This window comes from Variovorax sp. CCNWLW235 (assembly GCF_037204085.1).
In the GTDB taxonomy this organism is placed as follows: domain Bacteria; phylum Pseudomonadota; class Gammaproteobacteria; order Burkholderiales; family Burkholderiaceae_C; genus Variovorax.
Genome location: NZ_JBBCBW010000007.1, coordinates 168126 through 194007 on the forward strand (window position 1 = coordinate 168126; position 25882 = coordinate 194007).

Annotated in this window: 19 protein-coding genes and 1 pseudogene; 13 read left to right on the forward strand and 7 right to left on the reverse strand. The window is 63.4% G+C overall.

The annotated features are described in order from the left end of the window. Positions 1–5: 5 nt before the first annotated feature. The 4 genes from V9L21_RS10920 to V9L21_RS10935 are packed head-to-tail and all read left to right on the forward strand — an operon-like array spanning position 6 to position 9672. Positions 6–2135: a hypothetical protein gene (locus V9L21_RS10920; RefSeq protein WP_337311724.1), complete on the forward strand. Its 2130-nt coding sequence runs from the start codon at positions 6–8 to the stop codon at positions 2133–2135. Next, on the forward strand, positions 2132–3664 hold the full coding sequence (locus tag V9L21_RS10925) for a hypothetical protein (protein WP_337311726.1): 1533 nt from the start codon (positions 2132–2134) through the stop codon (positions 3662–3664). The genes V9L21_RS10920 and V9L21_RS10925 overlap by 4 nt, the downstream gene beginning before the upstream one ends. A gap of 3 nt (positions 3665–3667) precedes the next feature. Then, positions 3668–9232, forward strand: a complete 5565-nt coding sequence (locus V9L21_RS10930; RefSeq protein ID WP_337311728.1) for an ATP-binding protein — start codon at positions 3668–3670, stop codon at positions 9230–9232. 14 nt (positions 9233–9246) lie between these two features. Further along, on the forward strand, positions 9247–9672 hold the full coding sequence (locus V9L21_RS10935; RefSeq protein ID WP_337311730.1) for a very short patch repair endonuclease: 426 nt from the start codon (positions 9247–9249) through the stop codon (positions 9670–9672). A gap of 154 nt (positions 9673–9826) precedes the next feature. On the opposite strand, the gene V9L21_RS10940 is transcribed toward V9L21_RS10935, so the two are convergent. Further along, positions 9827–10231 (reverse strand): hypothetical protein, encoded by a 405-nt coding sequence (locus V9L21_RS10940; protein WP_337311732.1) that lies wholly within the window; start codon positions 10229–10231, stop codon positions 9827–9829. Positions 10232–10313: 82 nt separating this feature from the next. On the opposite strand from V9L21_RS10940, the gene V9L21_RS10945 reads away from it, so the two are divergent. The 4 genes and pseudogenes from V9L21_RS10945 to V9L21_RS10960 all read left to right on the forward strand — a co-directional run bounded on the left by V9L21_RS10945 (position 10314) and on the right by V9L21_RS10960 (position 15773). Next, entirely contained in the window at positions 10314–10622 is a 309-nt protein-coding gene (locus tag V9L21_RS10945; RefSeq protein ID WP_337311733.1) for a helix-turn-helix domain-containing protein, read from the forward strand. Positions 10623–10651: 29 nt separating this feature from the next. Continuing rightward, positions 10652–11619 (forward strand): annotated as a pseudogene (locus tag V9L21_RS10950) (bifunctional enoyl-CoA hydratase/phosphate acetyltransferase). A gap of 170 nt (positions 11620–11789) precedes the next feature. Further along, entirely contained in the window at positions 11790–14792 is a 3003-nt protein-coding gene (locus V9L21_RS10955; RefSeq protein ID WP_337311735.1) for a transglycosylase domain-containing protein, read from the forward strand. Between the two features lie 51 nt (positions 14793–14843). Then, a complete protein-coding gene (locus tag V9L21_RS10960; protein WP_337311737.1) occupies positions 14844–15773 on the forward strand; it encodes an SMP-30/gluconolactonase/LRE family protein in 930 nt (309 codons plus the stop codon). Here the strand turns inward: V9L21_RS10960 and V9L21_RS10965 are convergent. Continuing rightward, positions 15757–16956, reverse strand: a complete 1200-nt coding sequence (locus V9L21_RS10965; RefSeq protein WP_337311739.1) for an acetate/propionate family kinase — start codon at positions 16954–16956, stop codon at positions 15757–15759. The genes V9L21_RS10960 and V9L21_RS10965 overlap by 17 nt on opposite strands. Positions 16957–17108: 152 nt before the next feature. On the opposite strand from V9L21_RS10965, the gene V9L21_RS10970 reads away from it, so the two are divergent. Further along, a complete protein-coding gene (locus V9L21_RS10970) occupies positions 17109–17636 on the forward strand; it encodes a nuclear transport factor 2 family protein (protein WP_337311741.1) in 528 nt (175 codons plus the stop codon). A 6-nt stretch (positions 17637–17642) separates the two neighbouring features. Here V9L21_RS10970 and V9L21_RS10975 read toward each other — a convergent pair whose 3' ends face one another. Further along, positions 17643–18545 carry a LysR substrate-binding domain-containing protein gene (locus tag V9L21_RS10975; RefSeq protein WP_337311742.1) on the reverse strand — a complete coding sequence of 301 codons (903 nt, stop codon included), beginning with the start codon at positions 18543–18545 and terminating at the stop codon, positions 17643–17645. A gap of 110 nt (positions 18546–18655) precedes the next feature. Here V9L21_RS10975 and V9L21_RS10980 point away from each other — a divergent pair, with 110 nt between their 5' ends. Together V9L21_RS10980 and V9L21_RS10985 are read left to right on the forward strand one after the other, a co-directional pair. Continuing rightward, the gene (locus V9L21_RS10980) at positions 18656–19573 is read left to right on the forward strand and encodes a dihydrodipicolinate synthase family protein (protein WP_157615009.1); all 918 of its coding nucleotides are present in this window, start codon (positions 18656–18658) and stop codon (positions 19571–19573) included. Positions 19574–19652: 79 nt separating this feature from the next. Next, a complete protein-coding gene (locus V9L21_RS10985; protein WP_337311744.1) occupies positions 19653–20612 on the forward strand; it encodes a Bug family tripartite tricarboxylate transporter substrate binding protein in 960 nt (319 codons plus the stop codon). A gap of 14 nt (positions 20613–20626) precedes the next feature. Here V9L21_RS10985 and V9L21_RS10990 read toward each other — a convergent pair whose 3' ends face one another. Beyond that, a complete protein-coding gene (locus tag V9L21_RS10990; RefSeq protein WP_337311746.1) occupies positions 20627–21178 on the reverse strand; it encodes a peroxiredoxin-like family protein in 552 nt (183 codons plus the stop codon). Positions 21179–21253: 75 nt separating this feature from the next. Here V9L21_RS10990 and V9L21_RS10995 point away from each other — a divergent pair, with 75 nt between their 5' ends. Together V9L21_RS10995 and V9L21_RS11000 are read left to right on the forward strand one after the other, a co-directional pair. Then, the gene (locus tag V9L21_RS10995) at positions 21254–22027 is read left to right on the forward strand and encodes an AraC family transcriptional regulator (protein WP_337311748.1); all 774 of its coding nucleotides are present in this window, start codon (positions 21254–21256) and stop codon (positions 22025–22027) included. Between the two features lie 65 nt (positions 22028–22092). After that, positions 22093–22440 (forward strand): GFA family protein, encoded by a 348-nt coding sequence (locus V9L21_RS11000; RefSeq protein ID WP_337311750.1) that lies wholly within the window; start codon positions 22093–22095, stop codon positions 22438–22440. On the opposite strand, the gene V9L21_RS11005 is transcribed toward V9L21_RS11000, so the two are convergent. The 3 genes from V9L21_RS11005 to V9L21_RS11015 are packed head-to-tail and all read right to left on the reverse strand — an operon-like array spanning position 22412 to position 25880. Then, the gene (locus V9L21_RS11005) at positions 22412–23713 is read right to left on the reverse strand and encodes a cyclopropane-fatty-acyl-phospholipid synthase family protein (protein ID WP_337311752.1); all 1302 of its coding nucleotides are present in this window, start codon (positions 23711–23713) and stop codon (positions 22412–22414) included. The two genes, V9L21_RS11000 and V9L21_RS11005, sit on opposite strands and share 29 nt — an antisense overlap. Next, positions 23710–24507, reverse strand: coding sequence for a DUF1365 domain-containing protein (locus V9L21_RS11010; protein WP_337311754.1), 798 nt, complete (start codon positions 24505–24507; stop codon positions 23710–23712). The genes V9L21_RS11005 and V9L21_RS11010 overlap by 4 nt, the downstream gene beginning before the upstream one ends. Continuing rightward, entirely contained in the window at positions 24504–25880 is a 1377-nt protein-coding gene (locus V9L21_RS11015; RefSeq protein WP_337311756.1) for an NAD(P)/FAD-dependent oxidoreductase, read from the reverse strand. The genes V9L21_RS11010 and V9L21_RS11015 overlap by 4 nt, the downstream gene beginning before the upstream one ends. Positions 25881–25882 lie beyond the last annotated feature (2 nt).

Consider the following 25882-nt stretch of genomic DNA (forward strand, 5'->3'; position numbering starts at 1 on the left):
CTCGCATGGACGATACGCCTATCGGAATTCCTCGATTCCCGAGGGATCTGGTCGAATGGGCTGGTCATCATTCCGGAGGGGTCAAGCGACTTTTCGACTCCCATAGCGGGCGACCAGGAAAAGAGCTGCTGCGGACCAACCTGATCTCTAGGCTCGAGGTCTGGGCTGCGCAAGTTGCAGCGGGTGCGCCGGCCACTCCACGGATATTGTTGCTCGTTGGCGGACCCGGGAATGGCAAGACCGAGGCCATTGAGCACACGATCAACTGCATGGACAGCGGGCTAGGTTCCGAAGGACGGCTGATACAGACGCTTTCTGCAGCGTTTCACCCACCACCCGGGCAAGCCGTGGCAAGAATCGTTCGCGTGAACGCTGGCAGCCTCGCCGCTTCCGCAACGCCATTGGACCTCTCCATCGTGCAGGACGCCTCAGTGACAGCTGGGCATGAGGGGCGAACGGCAGCCGAACTGCTCATCGAAGAACTCCTCGCGCTGCTCGAAGGACCCGAATCGCGGCACTACCTTTGTTGCGTCAACCGCGGCGTCCTCGATGACGCACTAATACATGCCCTTGACAATGATCTCAGCAAGGCGCGGGCCCTACTCGAGGCTGTTACACGCTCGGTCAGCCTATCGTCGAATGCCCCTCGCTGTTGGCCCCTCGAAGGCTTCCCATCGATTGCCATATGGCCGATGGACGCAGAGTCGCTACTTGTCAGCCCTGAAGATGGGGCCACTTCCCCTGGTGCCGCCCTGCTGTCATACGCCACGAAGCCAGACCATTGGCCAGTTCCGGGAGGATGCCCAGCAGGCAGCGATTGCCCCTTTTGCAATAGCCAAGCCCTGCTCTCTCGCGAAGAGCCTCGTGCCGCCCTGCTGCAGGTACTTCGCTGGTATGAGCTTGCCAGCGGAAAACGATGGGGTTTCCGGGACTTGTTTTCCCTCGTTTCCTACCTGCTAGCTGGCAACGGTCCTGCCGGAGACGGTGATCAAAGCGATCCCTGCAAATGGGCCATGCATCTAGGAGAGCAGGACAAGTCGGGGCAGTTGGCTAGGAATCCACGTCGACAACAATTGACAGCCATATTCCACCTTGTAGCTTCTGGCTACCAGCACGCGCTATTCCATCGCTGGGATCCGGACGCTGCCAGCTCATTGCGACAGGACATCAAGGATCTTGGCCTTGACAAGGCAACTAGCGAAACACGCACCCTGTTGGGCCTTCAACACTTTTTAGCGGAACGCAAGACTCCGTATCTGCCAGCAACAATTGCCTCCCTGTTGGAAAGCCTGGTTGATTTGCTAGACCCCGCCCTGGCAAGTCCCGACGCCGAGGTCGCAGTCAGCAGCCGCAGCAAAGTCGTGCTGGGCGAACTGGACACTAGGTTCAGCCGGTCTCTCACCGGCGGAATCGATTTCATCCGCAAATATCAGGTGTTGTCTGCGACTGAGCTCGAATTATTGAAACGGTTGGCCAAGGCCGACAACATGTTGTCATCTCCCTCAGTGCGCCGGAAGAAACCGGTCGCAGCAAGCCGCATCCAACGCATCCTGCGCGACTTTGCATGCCGGCTGACCAGACGCAGCATCTGCACTCGCTCGGCCGTCATGGCAGATGCGCCCATTCTGCAATCCTTCCAACAAGTGGTAGAGGAAGACGACAAGGGGCAGCGCCTCTTCGAGGTCGCGAAACAAGTGAAGAACTTGTTGAACAAGGGCCAAGGCTTCGAGGTCTCACTTACGACGACATTTGGGCAACCTCTTCCCCCATTGCAACGCCAGGCAACTCTGGTCGTACCTGTCCGGCAAGTTCGAATGCTTCACTTGCCGACGGAGGGAAGGCCACGTTCCCCCATCTGTTTCCTAGACGTCGGTGCGGGCCAGTCTTCGCAACCGATTGCGTTGACCTACGACTTGTTCAAGGCCCTAAAGGAGATGGAGCGCGGACTCTCTCCCGCCGCGCTGCCTCGGACAGTCGTTGCGTTGCTCGATACGACGAAGGCAAGACTATCCGGACCGATCGTGCGCGACTCGGACATTCTTATGGATGCAAGGATCAGGATTGGCGCCGACGGCACCGAGATTGGGAAGTCCTGGAACGGATTTGTCGCGCTCGACATCAAGGAGCAGGCATGACGTTGGCTACCTTTAAGCAAGCTCCCTGGAAGCGAGAAAACACTCATGCCAAATACAAGGAGTCTGCACTCTCGATAAGTCCATCCCCTGAATATGCAAGCTCCGAGGTTCTGGTCGCGTCGCTGTATCGGACGATTGGGTTCGCATCAGCTAGCGAGGGAAGTGTTCCGCAGGCGGGCCGAGACTTGGACCGGAAGCTACAGAGGCTGCGTGACAAACGTCTTCCACCTCCCAACGGCACGACCTTGCGTGTTGATACCTGGAATACGGTACTCCACGGCGTCCTAGAGAGTCCCAAGCTACCGAACCAATCATCCAAGCGATTCCTGCAAGTAACACCGATGGTTCCGTCGGTTGCGCTTTTTTCTGGGTCCGCCCGCCTCAGCAGTAATTCATGGCCAGCCGGAAGCTTGGTAAGACGCATGGTCTGGCTTGGCTCTAAAAACCACGAAACCGCTTTGCGTCTCTGGACGGATCTATTTCTCGCCCTGAGCATCGGCGAGCAGGATGATGTCTTTGCCCAATGGCTTGAACAAGAAACGTTCGCTTGGAATGGACCTTCCTCGACCTGGCAGCTTGCCCCTGTCGCGGCATCAGACGTCGCGACGTTGGCCAGTGCAGATTTTGATGAAGTGCCATTCCTACCTGCGAGGCAATTTGCGAAAGATCTGCGGGCGGTCATCGATGCTAAGGAGGCAATGACTCGTCGACAATGGACAAGCTTGCTCGAGGCCGTCCTCAGGCTGGCGGCAGTAGCGCACCTAACTTGGCTCTGCGATGTACAAGCGAGGACATGGCGCTGCCTCTCAGAAGCCCTTGCCGGCAAGGGCCCAGCGGGAGAAGCAGAGGCCCGGCTATCAATTTTTCCCAATGCACCCCAGTACATGACGTATGGGGGCAAGGCATTGCACGGGCTCAAGGACCGGGCTTCAGGCTATCTTGCGGCGCGCCTGGGAATCAACACTCTCCTATGGTCATTGGAGCAGGCTGGCGCGCCCTTTACAGAAGACCTCTCGTCCAGCCAGGGCATCGCGCGACTGTGCCAGCATGTCCGTAACCACGGAGCGGCCCTAGAGGCAGTCGGAATAGCGGCAACCCTAGTCGACATCCGGGAGCGTGAGGCCCGAGCACTCAACTGCAAGAAGGGTATCGGGGCGAACCTGCTTGAGTTCGCCAGACACGCTCTCGGCCAACGCCAGACCGCGGTCCACTTGCTGCGAGGATATGACCAGGGCTATGTCCTTAGGAAAAAGGGCAGCAGTCCGGCCAGCCCCTGGGTCGTATCTCTTGGCCCTGTCGCCGTGCTCGCACTTGTGCACTGTGCCCTAGCGGGCATGGGTGGGCCTCGCTCTATTCATCGGCTCGGCCAGCACCTAGCAGCTTATGGCATCGTGGTCGACCGCTACGACATCGCGAGGAATGATTTGGGCCAACAACTAAGGATGCTTGGCCTCGTGCTCGACAGCCCTGATGCAGAGAGCGGCATGCTCTTGCTACCGCCGTTTCCCATCACCCAGGCCACGACCTAAATAATGAACAGACTGGTACACGCACTTGCCGCCATCGTCCGCGACAAGATCGAGGATTCAGCAAAGGGACGCACGGGCAGCAACAACTTTGAAGCGCGATTCATCTTCCATGGGCCGCCACTTGATCTCCTTGAAAGTGTGTTCGAAGAGCTTGCCCGTCTGGGCGGTATGCCTCCCTTATCGGGACAAGGTCCTCACCAGGTAAGTCCGCCGGTTTTACTCCAGCTTCCCGCTGGCCAGACCGCAGGTTCCAACCCCGGAATAGGTGTGTCGGGCAAGTGTGACGAAAACCACTTGCTCGACATCCGCAATAACCCCAGCAGTCCTAGCTTTGTAGCGCTCATGCCCCCTGGGCAGCACAACAACAGGTCGGTGGCATCAACGACTGAGGAGTTCGGAATGAACGCCTCCAGCAACACCGGACATGCGACCTTCGATGAGTGGTGGGAAGACGGGTTTGTCCAACATCTAGTTATCCAGGGCTTGAAGAACGCTGGATTGGAAGAGGGTGCTCTCGATGACGGGAAGCTGCTCGTCGAGCATGCGGCCGCTGCGATCGACGAAGTAGATCGGGACGAGGGCAGCCGCATGGCCGTCTGGCGTTTGCTGTCCCGCATCTATTCCATTCAAGGCAACACACTAGGGCTGTCACCCGGTTCTGCGCTGTCACTCGCTTGCGGCATTCCCCCGATGCAGGATGGTGGGACCGCCGCCAAGCCATCCCTACGCATCTTGGAACAAATCGCCGATGAGATGGCAGATGGCTTTAAGACTGGTGTGGATCGCATGTTGAACAGCCCCAGTGCCAGCGAAGCCGCCAAGAAGGCACTCCCGGTTTTCCTCACCCATATACAAGCGGGCTGCGAAATACCCACGACCTTCGAGCGCGCGACACAAGCCTTCTACTTACCGCAGGACTCGCTGGAACTTGAACCGCCTCCATCATGGTGGACAACCCTTACAACCGAATGCTGGTCCGAACTTCTCTCGGAAGAACTAGACGAGGCCACAGGGGATCTGACCGTCGCTTGCGCCAATGCCATTCTTCCCGTGACCCGAGGCATGCCGGCAGTCGTGCGTGATTGCGTCGAACTTTCCATATCCGTCGATCCCATTGAGGGGAAGGAGCCGGTCCAGGTACTCCTCACTGGTGGATCCATGGGAAAGACAGCGCTACCGATCCAAGTCGATGGAACCGTCGCACACCACGATACGCCTTCGCTGTCGGGACAGAAGACGCCAATCACCTATAAGGTTGCAGCTTCTGGCCGAAAGGCTGCAACGGCCCGGGTTATCTCGCTCGCGAGTTGGCTTCCAGGCATCCTGGTTACATGCAGGATGGCGAATAAACTCTCGCCACCGAAGAAGCCCACCAAGACCAACACAGGAGCAGATTGGGAAGCCTCCTTGTCGTTGCCCGGCTCAGGGCGCTACGAACTGCTCCTACTTGTCTCACCGGGCGTGAGCATCGCCGCAGCGGCGGGCGTCCCCGACGATGCGACCGATAGGCTCAGCGAAGGCCGCGAAGACTTGCTTGTCCATGAGGTCAGGCCGGGCGAATTCCAGGTGGAGATAGATGCAGATGGTAAGTATCAGCTTGAGATTTCCTTCCACCCCGTCGGACGGCCCGGGATTGAGAACTGCAGGGTCTACATCACCTGCGAAGAGGCCAAAGAGGAAGGCTGCAGGAGCGAGTTCGAGCGACTTATCAAGCTCAACCGCCAACACCTAGAAAAATTCGATACGAAGGCCGTCGTTCAACTTGATCGTCATGCTCGATCTTCGAGCCTGCAATCATGGATCCTTGACGAACAGAACGTCGCGACATCTTTCATTCCGCTTGTGCTTGCTGATGACTATGCGTCCAAGTGGGCCCCGCCAGACTGGAATGCGTCCCACGGACCGATCTTGTCGCAAGCCCGGTTCCTGCATGATCCCCGACCAGAGGCAACATTGTTCCAAGCTCCGCCGGGCTTTGTCGATGCTCGCGAGAAGATCGCCGCGCGCATAAGGCAAACCAGTGAACAGGCTGGCCTCCTCGAGTCAGCACCGCTAGGCAAGTGGATTTCTCAAGATCCCGGCTTTCGTGCCCTTGTTGAGGTCTACCTAGATGCATACATGATCTGGCTCGCTGCCGATCGGGACATAGCATGCTGGGTCGATGCCATTGCCGTGTGCCCGCGGGAAGCGGACGGTCGCACCCTCGGCCGCATACCAGACGCAATCATCCTTTCCCCGTTGCATCCCCTGCGGCTGGCGTGGCATTGCCTTGCTCAGCAGGCGCTCTTCGACGAAGTGGAGGGAGACGACAAGCGCCCCTGTCCCGCAGCCAGCATCCTAGATCCCGACTGTGTCCCCGACTTACTGGCAATGTCTCTGCAGGCCCCAGGGGGGCCTGCGGGTATAGACCGAATCGACTTCCTGTCCGTCGAGTGCAACTCGGACTATTGGTCAGTGCTGTGGAACGGTTCGCGACTTAGCGAAATCGCGATCAAGTCACGGCAAGCCCCTTTCGACCACACCTTCGGCCTAGTAGTAGGCGGTATCTCGAGTGGATTCAGTCCTGCGCAAGTCGCGAGGGCGCTCGAGGATGTCTCGGACTTGCTCGCGGCAAAGCCTGTGGTCAGCCTTGTGGTGTCCAGCGCTGGCGGAGCTACCGACGCTTGCAACGAAGGATTGGCTGTTTGGTGTTCTCAAAGATTCGGCAGCGGGCAAAAAACTACGTCTAGGCAAGGTGTGGGCCCACGGATACTAGAGGTCTTTGATACGCGTCCCCTTAGCTCGCGTCCCGATCAGGCTGCAATCGCCAACCTCTCCGAGGATACGGGCAACCATGTGCGATGGTTCGAAGGGCAGCCACCGGGAACTCAGCCCGACCTGGGAATCATCGCCCAGCTGGACTCCGCCCAGCCCGAGTCTACGGAGGTCGGGATGCGATCGCCCCTCGGTTTTGGGGGGTTGATCCGGCATAGGGTTCGGCGCCAGCTGCATGGATCTTTCTTGAGCGAGTCACGACAAGGATTGCTCATGCCGCCATCGGGCGACGTATTCGCCGACAAGGTGTCCGCCTGCATAGTCGCCTTGGAGGGCGGTCAGGACGGAAAGATCGGACTTCAATTCGCACCGAACGTGCATGCGATTTCAAACATGCTCGAGGAAAAAAAGGCGGGCTTCGTAGCGGTTTCTTCATCGGCGATCGACCCTGCCTGCTTCCTCGGAGGTTGGATCAAGGGGACCTATTTATGGGATTACGATTTGCCGGCCTACTCGCATCGCGCCGGCGACACCAGCGGCTACTACCTGCTGTCCCAAGTAAGAGGCGCTGACCGCGAGGCCCTTGGAAGAGTGCTTGAGCCGTTACCCGGATGCAGGGAACTTCCGGATACGCAAGTCGAACAAATACTCCTCGAGGTTGCGAGGCGTGGCATTCCTACCGTACGCGGCCTCTCCGGTGACGACACTGGGGCGACCGGCGACCTGGGCCTATTCCTAGCAGTGAGGTTGCTGCAAGACCAGTTCCGGGTATCAGGCAACGTCGATAGCTTGCTGCCGGTCCTTTCCGGCTCGTCCGACGACGCTTCTATTGCGCTCATTATTCCGGTCGATCCCTTCCGCGGCTATCTGGCGGACCTCGCCCGGTCGCTAGGCAAGGAACGAAAGGATGCGTCGCTCTCGCGCCCGGACCTTCTAGTCATTGGCATCCACGCCAGTGAAACCAAAATCCGCATTCACCTCACGCCAATAGAGGTGAAGTGCAGGCAAGGAAGTACCTTCAGCCCGAACGATGCGAGGGAAGCCATTGCACAGGCCAAGTCGTTGTCTTCGCTTCTAAAAGGTGTCAAGGAGCGCGCGAGCAGATCCGTTGCCTGGCGGCTCGCGTACCAGCACCTGTTGCTATCGATGATCGGGTTTGGCCTGCGCGTCTACAGTCAGCACGAACTCGTCGCCAAACAGGCCGGACGATGGGCGGGTTATCACGAGCGCATCGCTGCGGCGATCCTCGGTCCTGACGCCTCTATTACGATCGACGCCAACGGTCGTCTCATAGTTATGGATGGTTCATCGGACAGCGAGGCGCGTGATCACGATAGTGATGGCTTCGCTGAGAGCGTATTCATCTCGCCCAAGGATGCGGGTCGCATGGTCGCAGGAGATGCGCAAGGTTTCTACGATGCTGTTCGCACCAAAGTCGGGAGCTGGAATCTGCTACCGTCGACGGACCAAGCAAACGAGGCTGGGAATTCAGGTGAGAGTTCCGCCCTCTCCCGAGTCGATACTGGTGCCGACAACGATAGGACAGCGGAGAGGCCTACGCAGGAACTGTCCACAATCGGCAAAGCGACCGACGATCCATCGGCCGGATCGATCAGACCCTCTTCACCGACCGGTTCCCCGGATATCGTTCCAGCCCACGCTACATCAGAAGTCTCACGTGGAATCGTCCTCTCCGTTGGTCGAACAGTCGATGGCTTCGAGCCCCGCCCCCTGTCCTTAAACATCTCGGATACGAGGCTTAACCAGCTCAACATCGGGGTGGTCGGCGACTTGGGAACGGGCAAGACACAGTTGCTCAAGTCGTTGATCTTCCAGATTGCCACGGCACGTGAGGACAATCGAGGTATCAAGCCCAGGCTCCTGATATTCGACTACAAGAAAGACTACAGCAGCCCCGACTTCGTGCAGGCAACCGGCGCACGAGTAGTTAAACCGACACGCTTGCCACTCAACCTCTTCGATACAGCATCCATGGGGGAGTCCGCTGCGCCGTGGCTGGATCGGTTCCGCTTCTTTACTGATGTGCTCGACAAGGTCTATTCAGGTATCGGACCGGTTCAACGCGACAAACTCAAGGGCGCAGTTCGAAATGCGTACGAGACTTGCTCCACCCAAGGGCGACAGCCAACCATCTACGATATCCATGCGGAATACCGCGAGCTGTTAGGTGGAAAGTCTGATTCGCCGATGGCAATCATCGATGATCTTGTGGATATGGAAGTGTTTGAGAAGGACCCATCCAAGACAAAGCCCTTCGACGATTTTTTTGATGGGATTGTCGTGATATCGCTCGACGCTATGGGTCAAGACGATCGAAGCAAAAACATGCTGGTTGCGATCATGCTAAATATGTTCTATGAGAACATGCTCAAGACGCCCAAACGTCCTTTTGTAGGCACCTCCCCTCAGCTGCGTGTGATCGATTCCTACCTGCTTGTCGACGAAGCCGACAACATCATGCGTTATGAGTTCGACGTTCTACGCAAGCTGTTACTCCAAGGTCGCGAGTTTGGAGCCGGGGTGATTCTGGCATCGCAATACCTGCGGCACTTCAAGACCAGCGCTACGGACTACAGGGAACCGCTTTTGACATGGTTCATCCATAAGGTGCCAAATGCGACGCCCGCGGAGTTGGGAGCGCTTGGCCTTACTTCAGACCTTGGGGAACTATCCGATCGTGTCAAGACACTGCCAAACCACCATTGTCTATACAAGTCGTTCGATGTGGCGGGCGAAGTCATTCGTGGACTTCCGTTCTACGAGCTAGAGAAGCAGCCCCCCGACAATCCGTAGCTCGAGGATCAGGCATGGTTGACTTTCTTTCCCCCAAAGAACGATCGGAAAGAATGTCGCGGATCGTGGGCAAAGATACGCGACCCGAGCTGGCACTGCGGAGGGTCTTGCACGGGTTGGGTTTTCGCTATCGGCTACACGGAGCGGGTTTGCCGGGCAAGCCCGATCTCGTGCTGCCACGCTACAAGACAGTGGTCTTCGTTCATGGTTGCTTCTGGCATCGACATGCCGATTGCAGCATCGCCACTACGCCCAAGAGCAATACATCATTCTGGATCGAGAAGTTCCAAAAGAACATGGCTCGGGATGCTCGCGTGACAAAGGCACTTGAAGAAGCAGGCTGGAAAGTCCTTGTGGCATGGGAGTGCGAAGTTGCTTCTGTGGCCAAAGCTAAAGCCACCGGGGAAAGGCTGGCAATGCTGATCCGCAGCGAACGATGAAATTACCCAATGCGCTGCGACCCGAGATCTTCATTCGCGAGTTCCTGAAACAACTGCGCTGCACTACTTGCCAACGTCGCAGCAATCCACATGATTGTCCCGATGAGCAAATGACTGTGCCTTCTTGAGCGTCCGAGTTGCAGAAGCTCGGGCCTTAATCTGCTTCTATTTGGCCTTCACACGACCGACCACACGTTGCGGCAACAACAGGTACGTAGACCGTGTGCGTTTTCCTAGTGCCCATTTCGCGAGCCGATTGCACGAGCAAAGCCTCGATGTCCTGGCTCGCTTCGAAGGCCGCAAGCGCGGCATCACTCATCGGCTTTTTCTGCGACCTCGCGCAACGCTTCGGTGTTTCGCTAGAGATCGAATTGGTTCCTTTCAAGATTTCTTGAGAGAGCCGGCCGACCTCATCCGCCAGATCCGAAGCAATCCACATGATGTTGTCCCGATGCCTCGCCCCGATCACTTCGAACCACTCACCCCCATCCCCATAGCAGCAACTCAAAAGAGATTGCAATTGGGACACCTTGTTCTCAAGAATGTCTGACGCGTCCAAGGGGAGCCTCCGCTTTTACTAAGCAATCCTTAGTGTAGCCAATGCCAGAAACTTTGAGCATCCCTGATCGAATTTGTTAGGGGTGCTTTTTTTGTCGGTACTTGCAAAGCGCCTAAAGGCCGCTCGACTTCGGGCCGGCTTGTCGCAGGAGAAGTTGGGAATCATGGCCGGCATCGACGAGATGTCATCGAGCGCCAGAATGAACCAATATGAGCGGGGCAAACACGCGCCGGATTGGTTGACCGTAGAACGGTTGGCTGCTGTGCTCAACGTCCCGGTCGCTTACTTCTACGCCACGGATGACGATGCGGCAGAACTGCTGCTCGCCTTCTACGCGCTCGCGCCCGATGCGCGTGGTCGCGCGCTTGAGTTGATCAGGGCAATGTCGTAATCCAGGAACGCCCGTCCACCGGAGCCCGCATGCCGCCCTCTTCCCCGTCTCCTTCCCCCTCCACCACCCACCCCCACTACGACCGCCTCATCACCGCAGCCCGCGCCCTCCCTCCCCTGCGCGTCGCAGTCGTCCACCCAGCCAACGCCGTATCCCTCGAAGCAGCCCTCGCCTCAGCCGCACTCGGCCTCATCGCCCCAACACTCATCGGCCCCCGCGCAAAAATCGAAGCCGCAGCACGCGAGGCGAATGCAGACCTCTCCAACATCCCCATCGTCGACACCCCCACAGCCACGCCGCAGCCGACGCGGCCGTAGCCATGGCCTTGCGCGGCGAGGTCGATGCGTTGATGAAGGGCAGCCTGCACACCGATGAGCTGATGGGCGCGGTGGTGCGGCGCGAGGGCGGGCTGCGCACGTCGCGGCGCATCAGCCACTGCTTTGTGATGGACGTCCCGGGGCACCCGCAGCCGCTCATCATTTCTGACGCGGCCATCAACATTGCGCCCACGCTCGATGAAAAGGTCGACATCGTGCAGAACGCGATCGACCTTGCGCATGCGCTGCAGATGCCCGCGGTGCGGGTGGCAATTCTCTCGGCCACTGAAACGGTGAGCACCAAGGTGCCTTCCACGCTGGATGCGGCGGTGCTGTGCAAGATGGCCGACCGCGGGCAGATTACCGGCGCAGAGGTCGACGGACCGTTGGCCATGGACAACGCCATCGACGCGGAGGCGGCGCACATCAAGGGCATCGTGTCGCCGGTGGCGGGCCGCGCCAATGTGCTGATCGTGCCCAGCCTGGACGCGGGCAACATGCTGGCAAAGAGCCTCACCTTCTTAGGCGGGGCGTATGCGGCGGGCATTGTGCTGGGCACGCGGGTACCGGTCATCCTGACGAGCCGGGCCGACTCGGAGCCGGCGCGCCTGGCCTCTTGCGCGGTGGCGTCGATGCTGGCCAAGGCGGGGCGCGAGCGACTCATCAAGGCGGTGGGCTGACGCCCCTTTTCGAAGCCCGGCGGCAACCCGCATTTGTATGCCGGCACACCGCTAACCCCCTATAGGTAGTTCTCCCTCGTTTCAGGCTGCCCCGCACCACCCAAACTGCTGCCAAAGGCGCATCATCGCCTTGGGCGAACCCGCGTTGCAGACCGTGTGCGAGGCAGAGCATGACAAGGTTCAAGAAGGTCTTCTGGATCGGCACTGGGCTCGCCGTGCTGGGTGCGCTCGGTGCCTTTCTGGTGGTCAATGAACTGAAGACTTCGCGCCTGCAATCCGCCCTGTGGCGCGACTTTTCCGCCGGCGCCACCTTCAGCGTCGATTCGGGCCCCAGCAATGCCATTCGCTTTCCCCAAACGGGGCCTTACGACGAACGGATGGGCTATCACGACCTGCCCCGCTTCATCGAGCGGCTCGGGCCGCATGGCTTCACCATCACCCGGCAGGCGCGCATGTCGCCGCGGCTCATCGAGCTGCAGGAGCACGGGCTTTTTACGCCCTACCGCGAAAAGAACCAGGCCGGCCTTACGGTGCGCGACTGCCGCAACACGGCGCTGCTGCACACGCGGGTGCCGCAGCGCGCGTACGAGCGCTTCGAAGAGGTGCCGCCGCTGCTGGTGAGCAGCCTGCTGTTCGTCGAAGACCGCCACCTGCTCGACGCGGAGCCGCCGCAGCGCAACCCGGCGCTCGATCCCGAACGCTTTGCCAAGGCCGCGCTGGAGCATGGGCTGCGGGTGTTCAGCCCCAGCCAGTCGGCCACGGGCGGCAGCACGCTGGCCACGCAAATCGAAAAGTACCGCCATTCGCCGCACGGCCGCACGGGCTCGGTGCGCGAAAAGCTGCGGCAAATGGCGTCTGCATCTGTGCGGGCCTATCAAGACGGCGACGACACGCTGGCGCGGCGCCGGCAGATCGTGGTCGACTACCTCGACACGGTGCCGCTGGCCGCGCGCGCCGGCATGGGCGAGGTGCACGGTATGGGCGACGGGCTGTGGGCCTGGTATGGGCGCGACTTTCGGGAGGTGAACCGCCTGCTTGCCGACCAGGCGGAGGGCGCCGCGCCCACGCCCGATGCGCTGCGGCGCCAAGCGCAGGCCTTCAAGCAGGCGCTGTCGCTGATGATTGCGCAGCGCCGCCCGTCGCAGCACCTGCTGGGCGACGGCGCAAGCCTGGGCCGGCTCACCAATAGCTACCTGCGGCTGATGGCCGAGGCGGGCGTTATTTCGCCCACGCTGCGCGATGCGGCGCTGCCCCTGCCCTTGCACCTGCGGCCCGAGCTGCCCCCGACCGCGCGGCCCGACTTCGTTCAGCGCAAGGCCACGAGCGCGCTGCGCACCCACATTTCCACCCTGCTCGACGTGCCGCGCGCCTATGACCTGGAGCGGCTCGACCTGGAGGCCGAAACCAGCCTGGACGGCGAGGCGCAAGCGCTGGCGGCACAGGTGCTGGCCGGGCTGCGCACGCCGGCTGCGGCCAAGGCGGCGGGGTTGTACGGCCCGCACCTGCTGGATGCGGGCGCAGATCCGAGCCCGCTGGTCTACAGCTTCACGCTTTTCGAGCGCGGCCCGCAGGGCAGCCTGCTGCGGGTTCAGGCAGACAGCATCGACCAGCCCTTCGACGTGAACCAGGGCGCGCGGCTCGACCTTGGCTCCACCGCCAAGCTGCGCACGCTGGTGAGCTACCTAGAACTGGTGGCCGAGCTGCACGCCAGCTGGGCCGGCCTGGGCACCGCGCAGCTCACGGCACTTGCGCCCAGCCCGCGCGACCCGCTCGGCGTGTGGGCGCGGCAGTACCTGTTGCGCGCCAAGGACAAGCGCCTGGCGCCCATGCTCGAAGCGGCCATGGAGCGAAAGTATTCGGCTAACCCGGGCGAAGCCTTCTTTACCGGCGGCGGCCTGCACCAGTTCGAAAATTTCGAGCGCTCGCGCAACAACGAGTTCATCACGGTGCGCGAAGGCTTCAAGCATTCGATCAACCTGGTGTTTATTCGCCTGATGCGCGACGTGGTGCGTCACCGCATGTTCGGCGGCGAATCAGACGCGGAGCAATTGCTCAAAGACCCGGCCGACCCGCGCCGGCGCGAACTGCTCGTGCGCTTTGCCGACCGCGAAGGCTCGGCCTTTCTGATGCGCTTCTATCGCAAGTACCAGCGCCTGCCGGCTGCCGATGCCCAGGCCTTGCTGCTGCGCGGCGTAAGGCCTTCGGCACCGCGCCTGGCCAGCGTGCTGTTCACCGTGGAGCCCGAGGCCGACGAGGCACGGCTCGAAGAACTGCTCTCGCAGAAGCTGGGCCGCGCATACGACGGCTCGCCGCGCGAACTGCGGGCGCTGCGCACCACCTACGCCAACCTTTCGCTGGCCGACCGCGGCTACGTGGCGCGCGTGCATCCGCTGGAGCTGTGGCTGGTGGGCTATTTGCGAAAGCACCCCGGCGCCACGCTGGCCGAGGTGCTGAACGCAAGCACCGGCGAACGACAAGAGGTCTACGCCTGGCTCTTCAAGACGCGCCACAAGAGCGCGCAAGACACGCGCCTGCGCGAGCTGATCGAGATCGACGCCTTCGCGCAAATCCACCGCTCGTGGCAGCGCCTGGGCTATCCGTTCGAATCGCTCACGCCTTCATATGCAAGCGCGATCGGCGCATCGGGCGACCGGCCGGCCGCACTGGCGGAGCTGATGGGCATCATCGCCAGCGACGGCATGCGCCAGCCGGTGCAGCGCGTGGGCTCTCTGCACTTTGCGCGCGACACGCCATACGAAACACGGCTGGAGCCCCGCAACGCAAGCGCCGAGCAGGTGCTGCCCGCCGAGGTGGCCGCCACCGTGCGCCAAGCGCTGGTCCAGGTGGTGCAAGACGGCACGGCCCGTCGGCTTAAGGGGGTGCTGGTCGATGCGAACGGCCGCGCGCTCGAAGTGGGCGGCAAGACCGGCACGGGTGATCATCGCTACGGGCACACGGGCGGCGGGCGCAAGTCTGCAGAGCGCAAGATCAGCCGCTCGGCCACCTTCGCGTTCACCATTGGCGACCGCTACTTCGGCACCATCATGGCCTACGTGCACGAGCCCCATGCCGCGCGCTACAAGTTCACCAGCGCGCTGCCAACGCAGTTGCTCAAGTCGCTGGGGCCGCAGCTGCTGCCGGTGCTGGAGCGCAGCGGCTGCGGCGGCGACTGAAACGCAACCGCGGGTGTAAAAAGGCGGCCCCAGCAAGAGAAAGGGCCTCCGATGCAAATCCGCGAACTCGCCACCGGCCTGCAGTTTCCCGAAGGGCCCATTGCCATGGACGACGGCTCGGTGCTGCTGGTTGAAATTGCGCGCGGCACGCTCACACGCGTGCGGCACGACGGGCTGGTGCAGGTGGTGGCCGACCTGGGCGGCGGCCCCAACGGTGCGGCCATTGGCCCCGACGGCGCGGTGTACGTGTGCAACAGCGGCGGCTTTCGCTGGCACACCGAAGCCGATGGCTGCCACCGCCCCGTGGGCCAGGCTGAAGACTATTCGGGCGGCCGCATCGAGCGCGTGAACCTTGCCACCGGGCAGGCCGAGCGGCTGTACGACACGGTCGACGGGAGCGCGCTGCGCGGACCGAACGACATCGTGTTCGACGCGCAAGGCGGCTTCTACTTCACCGACCTGGGCAAGACGCGCGAGCGCGACATGGACCGCGGCGGCGTGTTCCATGGCCACAGCGATGGCAGCGGCGTGCACGCGGTCGTGTGCCCGGCCATGACACCCAACGGCATCGCACTGTCGCCGGACGGCCGCACGCTTTATTACGCGGAAACCGAAGGCGCGCGGCTCTGGGCCTTCGACATCACGGCACCGGGCCGGCTGCGCAAGGACGGCTGGCCCTCCCCGCACGGCGGCCGCATGCTGTGCGCATCGCCCGGCGGGCACTACCAGCGCTTCGATTCGATGGCGACCGACGCGCTGGGCAACCTGTGCGTGGCCACGCTGCTGCACGGCGGCATCACCATCGTCGCGCCGGACGGCAGCACCTGCGAGCACGTGCCGCTGCCCGACCGCTACACCACCAACATCTGCTTTGGCGGGCGCGACATGCGCACGGCCTACGTCACGCTGTCGGGCAGCGGACGGCTGATTGCCATCGACGACTGGCCGACGCCGGGGCTCAGGCTCAACTACCAGGCCTGAGGGTTCGCGCGGTGTGCCGTGCAATCACGGCCTCTTCGTCGGTCTTGATCACCCAGGCGCTGACGGGACTCTCGGGCGTGGTCAGCCGCGTGGCGCCTTCAGCGTTTGCAGCCGTATCGACGTTCACGCCCAGCCAGTCGCATTCTTCGAGAATGCGCTCGCGCAGCGCGGCGGCGTTTTCGCCGATACCGCCGGTGAAGACGATCGCATCGACACCGCGCAGCGCCGCGGCAAGGCTGCCCATGTGCTGGAGCACCTGCTCCGCAAAGTGCGTAATGGCATCTGCGGCTGCCGGCACGGTTGAAGCCTCTAGCTCGCGCATGTCGCTGGACACGCCCGAAAGGCCCAGCAGGCCCGACTCGCGGAACAGCAGCTTCTCGACCTCGTCCGCCGACATGCCGCGCGAGCGCATCAGGTACAGCACCACGGCCGCATCGAGCCGGCCGCAGCGCGTGCCCATGGTGAGGCCGTCGAGCGGAGAAAAGCTCATCGTCGTTGCCACCGAGCGGCCCTGCGCCATGGCGCACATCGAAGCCCCATTGCCCAGGTGCGCGACGATCACGCGCTGTTGCGCGAGTTGCGGCGCGTGCTCGGCGAACTGCGCCACGATGGATTCATAAGACAGCCCGTGAAAGCCGTAGCGGCGCACGCCCGCATCGTGCAGTGCGCGCGGCAGCGCGAAGCGGCGGTTCACATCGGGCTGCGTGGCGTGAAAAGCGGTGTCGAAGCACAGCACCTGCGGCACGCCGTTGAATGCCTGCATGGCAGCCCGCACGCCCGCAAGGTTGTGCGGCTGGTGCAGCGGTGCCAACGGCTCCAGCGCTGCCAGTTCGGCAAGCACCGACTCATCGGCGCGCACCGGCTCCATGAAGCTGCCGCCGCCATGCACGATGCGATGGCCCACCGCGGCAATGCGGCTGGCGTCATGCTGGCGGGCGTGCCACTCAAGCAGCGCGGCCAGCGCGCCCTGGTGCGAAGCCTGGTCGCCTTCGAGCGCAGCATCGTGCAGCATGCCGCCGCTTGCATCGTGCACTCGCAGCCTGGGCTTGAGGCCAGTGCCGAGGCCATCGGCCTGGCCCGACCAGCGCGCAACGGGGAGCGAGCCACCGCCCTCGGCCGCGTCGAACAGCGCGACCTTGATCGATGACGAGCCGGCATTCAGCGTAAGCAGCGAATCGGTCATGAAAAGAGTGTTGAGGCGGGCCCGTTTTCTCGGAGGATCGTACAAGAAAGCTGGACAACCTTGCTAACGGCGCGGGGCTTGCGGCGGCAGACTTGTCTTCGGCTTTAGGGCCCCGTTCGCTTGACCCTCAACCCGACACAAAGGAGTTCTGCATGACCAAGCCACGATATCTTTCCCGGCTGTGGGCGCCCGCCCTGGCCGCGGCGCTGCTCAGCCTTGGCGCTCTTGTGCCTTTGCACGCGGCGGCCAATACCGCAGCTTCGCAGCAAGTGGCGGAGAGCAACCGCCAGTTCATTGCCGATGCATTCGCGCAGTGGCAGCAAGGCGGCAAAACCTTCTTTCATGATGTGCTGTCGCCCGACGTGGTGTGGACCATCAAGGGCACGAGCCCCATGGCCGGCACCTACCGCGGCCGGCAAGATTTTCTCGACCGTGCGGTAAAGCCTTTTGCCGACCGGTTGTCCGCGCCCATACGCCCGGTGGTGAAAGACATCTGGGCCAACGGCAACGACGTGGTCGTGCACTGGGACGGCGCCACCACCGCGGCCGACGGCGTGCCCTACAACAACAGCTATGTGTGGATCTTCCGCATGAAGGACAGGCGCGCGAGCGAGGTCGTCGCCTTTCTCGACCTGGCGCCTTACGACGACGTGCTCCGGCGAGTGCCCGCCCCCAGGTAGGCGGCCCTACGGCCTTGCAGGGGCCGGATACGCCTGCTGGATGAGCATGCGCAGCGTATCCGCCACGCCATGCCGGCCGCCGCGGCGCCATGCCAGGTGCAGCTCGACATCGAAGCCGCTCGCATCCTGCAGCGGCCTGAACACCACGCCGGCATAGCGCAGCCTGTGCGCGGAGTGCGGCACCACCGCCACGCCCACCCCCGCGTTCACCAGTGACAGTATCGAATGGGTGTGGCTCAGCGTTTGCACCACCTCGGGCGCGACACCTTCGGCGCGCAGCCGCCCGGCCACCAGCTCGTAAAGGTAGCGCGACTCCGATGGGCAGAACTCGATGAAGGCCTGCCCTTCGAGCGCGTCCAGCGGAATCGATTCAAGCTGCGCCAGCGGGTGCTCCGCCGGTACTGCAAGCACAAAGGGCTCGCGGAATATCGCGGCCGATTCGGTAAAGCTGCGCGGCGCAAACGGCCGCACGATGCCCAGCTCGACTCGGTCGGCGCCAATGGCCTCGATCTGGTCGGCGGTCTGCATCTCGCGCAGCATCACCTGCACGTCGGGCAACTGGGCGCGCACCGTGGCCAGCAGCTGCGGCAGCATGGTGAAGCTGGCCGCGGGAATGAACCCCATGGTCACGCTGCCGGCATCGGCGCGCATGGCGCGACGCGCGGCCAGCGTGGCCGCCTGGCTGCGGCGCAAGATGTCTTCGGCCTCACGCAGAAACACCTCGCCGGCGGGCGTGAGCCGCACGCTGCCGCCGGCACGCTCCAGCAGCAGCACGCCCACTTCATGCTCCAGCAGCTGGATCTGCCGGGTGAGCGGCGGCTGTGTCATGTTCAGCGATGCGGCGGCGCGGCCGAAATGCAATTCGGTGGCAACGGCCACAAAGCAGCGGAGTTGGGTGAGCTGGAACACGATTCAAATCTTGAATGGCGGCATCCCATGTATGGATTGGACGCTGTTGCCGGTGGCTCCTAGAGTAGCCGTTCTCCGCGCTTCATCCATTTTCCAATCCTGTATTCGACATGAGTTCTTTCCAAGGCCGCGCGTTGCGCGAGGCACTCAACGGCATCTCCGGCATTCTGGTAACGCCCTTCGACGCCAGCGACGCCATCAGCGTTGCACCGCTCAAGCCGGTGGTCGACCGCGCCGTGCAGGCCGGCGTGCATGTGCTGGTTGCCAACGGCAACACCAGCGAGTTCTACGGCCTGCAGGCGCACGAGGCCGAGCGCATGGTGCATGCCACAGCCGAATGCATTGCGGGCCGCGTGCCCCTGTTGGCGGGCGTGGGCCGCAGCGTTCACGAGGCCTGCGCCCTGGCACGTGCCTCGCGCCAGGCAGGTGCCGACGCGCTGATGGTGCACCAGCCGCCCGACCCCTTCGTTGCGCCGCGCGGCGTGGTGGCGTACCTGCGAAAGATCGCGGACGCGGCCGATGGCCTGCCGATGGTGCTGTACCTGCGCAACGAGAACATCGGCCTGGCCGCCATCGAAGAGCTCTGCCGCATCCCCGAGATCGTGGGCGTGAAATGGGCTTCGCCCACGCCGCTGGTGCTGGCCGAGGCCATGCGCCGCACCGCCGACCGCCAGCTGGCCTGGGTGGGCGGCCTGGCCGAAGTGTGGGCACCGCCCTTCTACGCCGTGGGCGCACGCGGGTTTACCTCGGGCCTCATCAACGTGCTGCCGGAGCGCTCGGTGGCCATCTACAACGCGCTCGAAGCGGCCGACCATGCGCTGGCCATGCGCCTCATCGGCGAGATGCTGCCCTTCGAAGAGCTTCGCGCGCAAGAAAACAACGGCACCAACGTGACCGTGGTGAAGACCGCACTGCAGTTGATGGGCAACGACTGCGGCGCGACCCGTCCGCCTTCGGCCTGGCCGTTGACGGACCACCAGCACCGGCAGCTGCATGCACTCATGTCGGGCTGGAACCTGCTGCGCTGATCTCTTGCGGCAGTGCGCGGATTCGAAGTTGCCGCTCTCTCTTTCTTTTTCTCTCTCCATAACTATTAAGGACAAACCAATGAACCATCGCCGATCGCTCCTGGCCCTTGCCATGCTCCTTCCGCTCTGCGGCGCCGCCAGCGCGCAGAACTTTCCCGCGCGGCCCATCACCATCGTGGTGGGCTCCAGCGCCGGCAGTGCCACCGACGGGTTGGCGCGCGCCATCGGGCTGGAGCTGACCAAGGAAACGGGCCAGCCCGTGATCGTCGACAACCGGGCCGGCGCGTTCGGCGGCATTGCGGCGCAGTTTGTCGCGCGTGCCCAGCCCGACGGCTACACGGTGTTCATGACCACCAACACCACGCAATCGGCCAACCCGCATCTGCAGAAAAAGCTTTCGTACGACCCCATCAAGGACTTCGCGCCGGTGTCGCTGTTGACCAAGGGCTACCAGCTGCTGGTGGTCAACCCGCAGGTCAAGGCCAACAACGTGGCCGAACTGATTGCCGCCGCCAAGGCCGCGCCGGGCAAGCTCAACTACGGCTCGGGTAGTTCGTCCGCGCAGGTGGCCACCGAACTGTTTCAGCAGATGACGGGCACCAAGTTCAACTACGTGCCCTACAAGGCCAACCCGCCGGCGGTGCTCGACCTGGTGGCGGGCCAAACCGACCTGATGATTGCCGACCTTGCCACCACCCTGCCCCACGTGAAGGCGGGCAAGCTGCGTGCACTGGGCGTGAGCAGCCCCAAGCGCCTGCCGCTGGTGCAGGGCGTTCCGGCCATTGCCGAATCGCTGGCGGGCTACGAGTTCGGCTATTGGAACGCGCTCTATGCGCCCGCCGGCACGCCGGCCCCGGTGGTGCAGCGGCTGAATGCGCTCATGCACCGCGCCATCGAAACGCCCGCGGTGCAAAAACTGGTCGAGCAGGCCGGCATGGAAGCCGCGCTCTCCACGCCCGAAGAGCTGGCGCGGTTCCAGCTGGCCGAACTCAGCCGCTGGGGCCAGATCATCAAGGCCGCGGGCATTGCGGCGGAATAGGCAGCGCTACCTGTTCAGGCCGGTTGCTCGTGCAGCGGGCCTGTGTACTCACCCCGGGCCGGATAGTCGTTCTTGATGACGAAATCCAGCGCCTGCACCATCTCCGCGAAGTTGGGGCGTACAAAAGGCATCGACTGCACCGAGAGGTAGTAAACGGTGTTGTCGGGCCTGACGAGAAACAAGCCTGGCTCCGAGAAAAGCGCCGGCTCCTCGATGCCGATGGACGTCTTGCCGCGAGACGCCGAAACGTACAGGCCCCACTCCCTGGCCTTCGACAGCGAAAGCCCGTAGCCGATGCGCAAGTTGGCTGCGCCGATCTTCTCGGCCATGGCGCGTGCGCGTTCTTCGCCGTCCGAGCTGATGGCAATGGTGCTGACGCCGCGCTCGGCGAATGACGGGGTCAGCCGCTCAAGCTCCTTCAGGTAGGTGGCGCAAATCGGGCAATGCAGGCCCCGGTAGAAGCACAGCAGCGTCATTCGCTCGGGTGCGTCGTCGGCCAGGCGAAAGGGGCCGCCGGCGAGGGTATCGACCACGAGTTCCGGGGCTTGTTGGCGGGGGGTCAGCATGTGGGTGTTCCTTTGAGGTGGTTGCAAACGAGCCTCAAAGATCGCATGCTTGCGATCATGAAGAGTCCAGATTCCATGATTCAAAGTCCAAAGCCGGCCAAGGCCGACCGTCTTGCGGCGTTCATCGAGGTGTTCAAGCTGCGGGTTGCCGTGCTCGCCGAGCCTCACACACGCGGACCGGTTTTGCTGCTTGCGGGCGAGGACGGAATGGACGGTGAAGCCGGTGCCCGGGTCGTCTTTCGGCTGCATGGCTTCAGCGCGTTGCCGCCTGATCTGCGTGTTGCGGCGCATGTCGATTTCGACAACGACACCAACCCGCTGATGAGCGCCATGCCCGACGAGATATCGGTGCCCCTGAAGGAGTCGCTGGCGCTGGAGGCCACCGCGAAGGCATTTCTTTCAGAGGCCATTGAAAGCCGATGCGGCCGCAGCGCCGCCCTGAACCGCCTTGCCGAAGTGCTCATGCTGATGGTGCTGAGAAGCGCGATCGACACTGGTGCGCAGAAGCCGGGTCTGCTTGCCGGGCTTGCGCACCCCGTGCTGCATCGCGCGCTGGTGTCGATTCACGAAGCGCCGTCGCGGCAATGGACGGTGGACGACCTGGCGGACCGAACGGCCATGTCCAGGAGCGCATTCATGTCGGCGTTTCGCGCGACGGTGGGTATGACTCCGATGGCGTACCTGAGCTCCTGGCGGCTCACGCTGGCACGCCGGCACCTGGCGGCCGGAGACGCCGTGAAGCTGACGGCGCGGCGGGCCGGCTTCGGGAGCGCCGCGGCTTTTTCGAGGGCGTTCTCCAGGGCGTATGGGCACGCGCCGGCCGAATTGAAGCGTGCCGCCGGCGCTTGACAATACCGCCGCACTTATCCAATACTCAACCCAACGGTTAACTATTGAATGAGAGGACACTCCGCATGAAATACCAGGGAAGCTGCCACTGCGGCCGCATCAAGTTCGAGGCCGAGGGCGAGATCGCTTCGGCTCTGTCGTGCAATTGCTCCATGTGCCAGCGCAAGGGCACGCTGATGTGGTTTGTGCCGCGCGGCAACATGCAGTTGCTCACGCCCGAAGAAGACACCAGCGTCTACCTCTTCAACAAGCACGTGATCAAGCACCGCTTCTGCCCCGAGTGCGGCATTCATCCCTATGGCGAGGCCAAGGCCCCGTCGGGCGAGCCGATGGCGGCCATCAACATCCGCTGCATCGAAGGCATCGATCTGCAGGCGATACCGGTCACGCAGTTCGACGGGCGATCGGTATAGGCTCGGCCTGGCTCGGCGCGTGCTTCAGCGTGAAGAGCCCCACGTCCACCCGCCCCGACAGAAAGCCCGCCTCGCAGTAGCAGAGGTAGTACTCCCACAGCCGCTTGAACGAGGCGTCGAATCCCAGCGGCTCGATGGACGGCCATGCTGCAAGAAAGCGGTGCCGCCATTCCGCGAGCGTGGCCGCGTAGCTGGCCCCGAACGATTCGGCGCACTCCAGCGTGAGGCCCGCGCGGGCAGCCTCGGCCTCGAGCGCGCGCACCGTCGGCAGCATGCCACCCGGAAAGATGAAGCGCTGAATGAAGTCAGGGCTGCGGCGGTACTGTTCGAAGTGCTGGTCCGCAATGGTGATGACCTGCACCACCGCCGTGCCGCCCGGCGCCAGGCGCTCGCGAAGCGTGTCGAAGTACACCGGCCAGTAGCGCTCGCCCACGGCTTCGAGCATTTCGATGGACACGATGCGGTCGTAGCGGCCCTGCACGTCGCGGTAGTCCTGCAGGCGCAGGTCGATTTGCGCTGACAGCCCCTCTTCTTGCACGCGCTGCTGCGCATGCGCGAGCTGTTCGGCGGAAAGCGTGAGGCCCGTGACCTGTGCACCGTGCCGCCGCGCCAGCGCGAGTGCGAGTGCGCCCCAGCCGCACCCGATTTCGAGCACCGAGTCGCCGGGCGCCGGCGCAAGCAGTTCGGCAATGCGATCGATCTTGGCCGCCTGCGCCTCTTCGAGCGATTCGTCGCCCGTGGCATACAGCGCGCTTGAATAGATCAGGTCGGCATCGAGCCACTGGGCATAGAAGGCGTTGCCCATGTCGTAGTGAAAGGAGATGTTCTGCCGGCTGCCGCGGCGCGTGTTGGCGCGCATGCGGTGCACGGCGCGGCCGAACCATTTCGCGGGCAGCGAGGCCTCGAAGACGCGGCCCCAGCCGGCCTCGTTGCGAATACCGAATTCGAGCAGCGCCGTCAGGTCATGGCTCGACCAGTCGCCATCGCGGTAAGACTCGGCAAGGCCGATGTCGCCTCGCAGCAGCATGCGCGCGAGCGGCCGCCAGCGGTGCAGCCTGATGGCGGCATGCGGGCCGGCCGCCGCGCCGCGGCCTTCCACGCGCTCGCCATTGGGCAGTTCCACGGAAATGGCGCCGCAGTGCACGCTGCGCAGCAGGCGCGCCAGCAGCCGGCGCAGCGGCCGACGAATCCAGGACGTTGGAGCAAGCCCCACGGGCGAGCCAAGTGCCGCAGCCTCGAGGCCGCTGGACGTGGAAGAAGTTGAATTGCTCATGAGTCCTTGGTTCCAGCAATGGTGACCGGCTTCGCGGGCGCGGGCGGGCAAGAGCGGAAGCGCGCGCCCTTCACCCACAGCTGCAGCGCCTCCCAGTGAATGGCGGCGATGACCTTGAAGGTCAGCAGCGGGTGGGAGAAAAAGGCCAGCGCCAGTGCCGCATCGCCCAGCGGTCGGCGCTGCGCATCCAGGCTCGCGGTGAGCACTGCGCCTTCCGCATCGCGCGCGGTAATGCCGATGCGTAGCCCCTTGCGCTCTGCATCAGGCGGCTCGACGCGAAAGTCGTAGCGCATGTCGATATCAAGAAACGGCGACACATGAAAGTGCTTGGCGCATTGCTGCGCGATGCGCTCGCCATGGCGCTCGGCCTCGCTCACCGGAATCAGGTAGCTGTGGCGCTGGCCGAATGTGTTGCTCACCTCGTAGAGCACGGCCTGCAGGCCACCGCCCTCCGGGTGGCCGCAAAAGTACACGCTGAGCGGATTGAACGCGTAGCCCAGGATGCGCGGCATGCTGAGCAGATGAATGGCGCCGCCGGTGCGCAGGCCCGCGGCATCGAGCTGCCGTTCCACATACCCGCGCAGCGCCATGCCGTCGCCCGCGCCGTAGTCGCTTTCATGCAGGCTGAACAGGTTGAAGCGGTTGAATGAAAAGAGCCGCAGCCTGCGCGAAAGCGCCGGCAATTCGTCGACGTCCACCAGCAGCGAGAACACGCGGTAGCCCAGCCGGTGGCGCGCCGGGCGCAGCCGCTGGTGCGTTACGCGGCCAAGATAGAGGGCGGAGCCTTGCTTCAAGCAGCCTCCGCCGCAGCGGTGGGACGCAGCTTGATGCGACCCGATTCGTTCGGCACAGTCCACGGGCGGCGCAAGCCGCCCAGCGCCTCGGCCACGGCCAGGCCGGCCTGCAACCCGTCTTCATGGAAGCCCGATCCGAAGTAGGCCCCGCAGAACCAGGTGCGGCGCTGCCCCTGCAGCGACCAGAGTTCGTCCTGCGCGCGCATGGCGGCCGAGTTGAACACCGGGTGCTCGTACACCTCGCTGCCGATCAAATGCTCGCGCGCCGGCTCGTGCACGGGGTTGAGGGTGAGAAAGAGCGGCGTGCTTTCCGGAATGCTCTGCAGCCTGTTCATCCAGTAGGTCACGCACAGCGCGCCGCCGCGGCTGCGGTCGGCCATGTAGTTCCAGCTGGACCACACCGCGCGCCGGTGAGGCATGAGGCTCGGGTCGCTGTGCAGCACCGCGCGGTTGCGGCTGTAGCCGAAGGCGCCGAGCAGCCGAGTTTCAGCGCTGCTTGCGTCCGGCAGCAGGCGCAGCGCGTGGTCGGCGTGCGTGGCCAGCACCACATGGTCGAACCGCCTCGGCGCGCCTCCGCCTTCGGTCAGCACAAGAACGGAGTCGGCCTCGCGCCGCACCTGCACGGCGGCAGTGTCCAGCCGCAGCCGGTCGCCCATGCCGTGGGTGAGCCGTTGCACGTAGCGCACGCTGCCGCCCGCCACGGTGCGCCACAGCGGCCGGCCGCCAAGGTTGAGCAAGTGGTGGTTCTCGCAAAAGCGCACGAAGGCCTCGGTCGGGTAGTCGCCGATGCGCGCGGCGGGGGTCGACCAGATGGCCGCCGCCATCGGGTACAGGTGGTCTTCCCTGAAGGCCTGGCCGTAGCCTCGCGCATCAAGGTAGCAATCGAGCGGCAGCAGGCCGTATTGCGCCGCATCGCCCGGCGCCTGCCGGTAGAAGCGCACCAGGTCGTACAGCATCGACCAGAAACGCGGACTTGCCAGGTTGCCGCGCTGCGCGAACAGGCCGCCCAGGCCGCTGCCCGAATACTCGAGCGCGCCGTTGTCCAGGCTCACGGCAAAAGACATCTCCGCAGGCTGCGTTGCCACGCCCAGGTGCGCGAACAATGCCGTGAGGTTCGGGTAGGCCGATTCGTTGTAGACGATGAAGCCCGTGTCGACCGGGGTCACCCCCGCCCCGCTCGAGACCTGCACGGTGTTGCTGTGGCCGCCGGGCCGGTTGTCGGCCTCGTACAACGTGACCCGGTGCCGCTGCGACAGCAGCCAGGCGGCCGAAAGCCCCGAAATGCCGCTGCCGATGACCGCAATATCGAGCGCCGGCCCGCCAGGAGCCTGGATGTGCGGCGCGGGCGTGTCGGAGGCTGCTGCAATCGTCATGG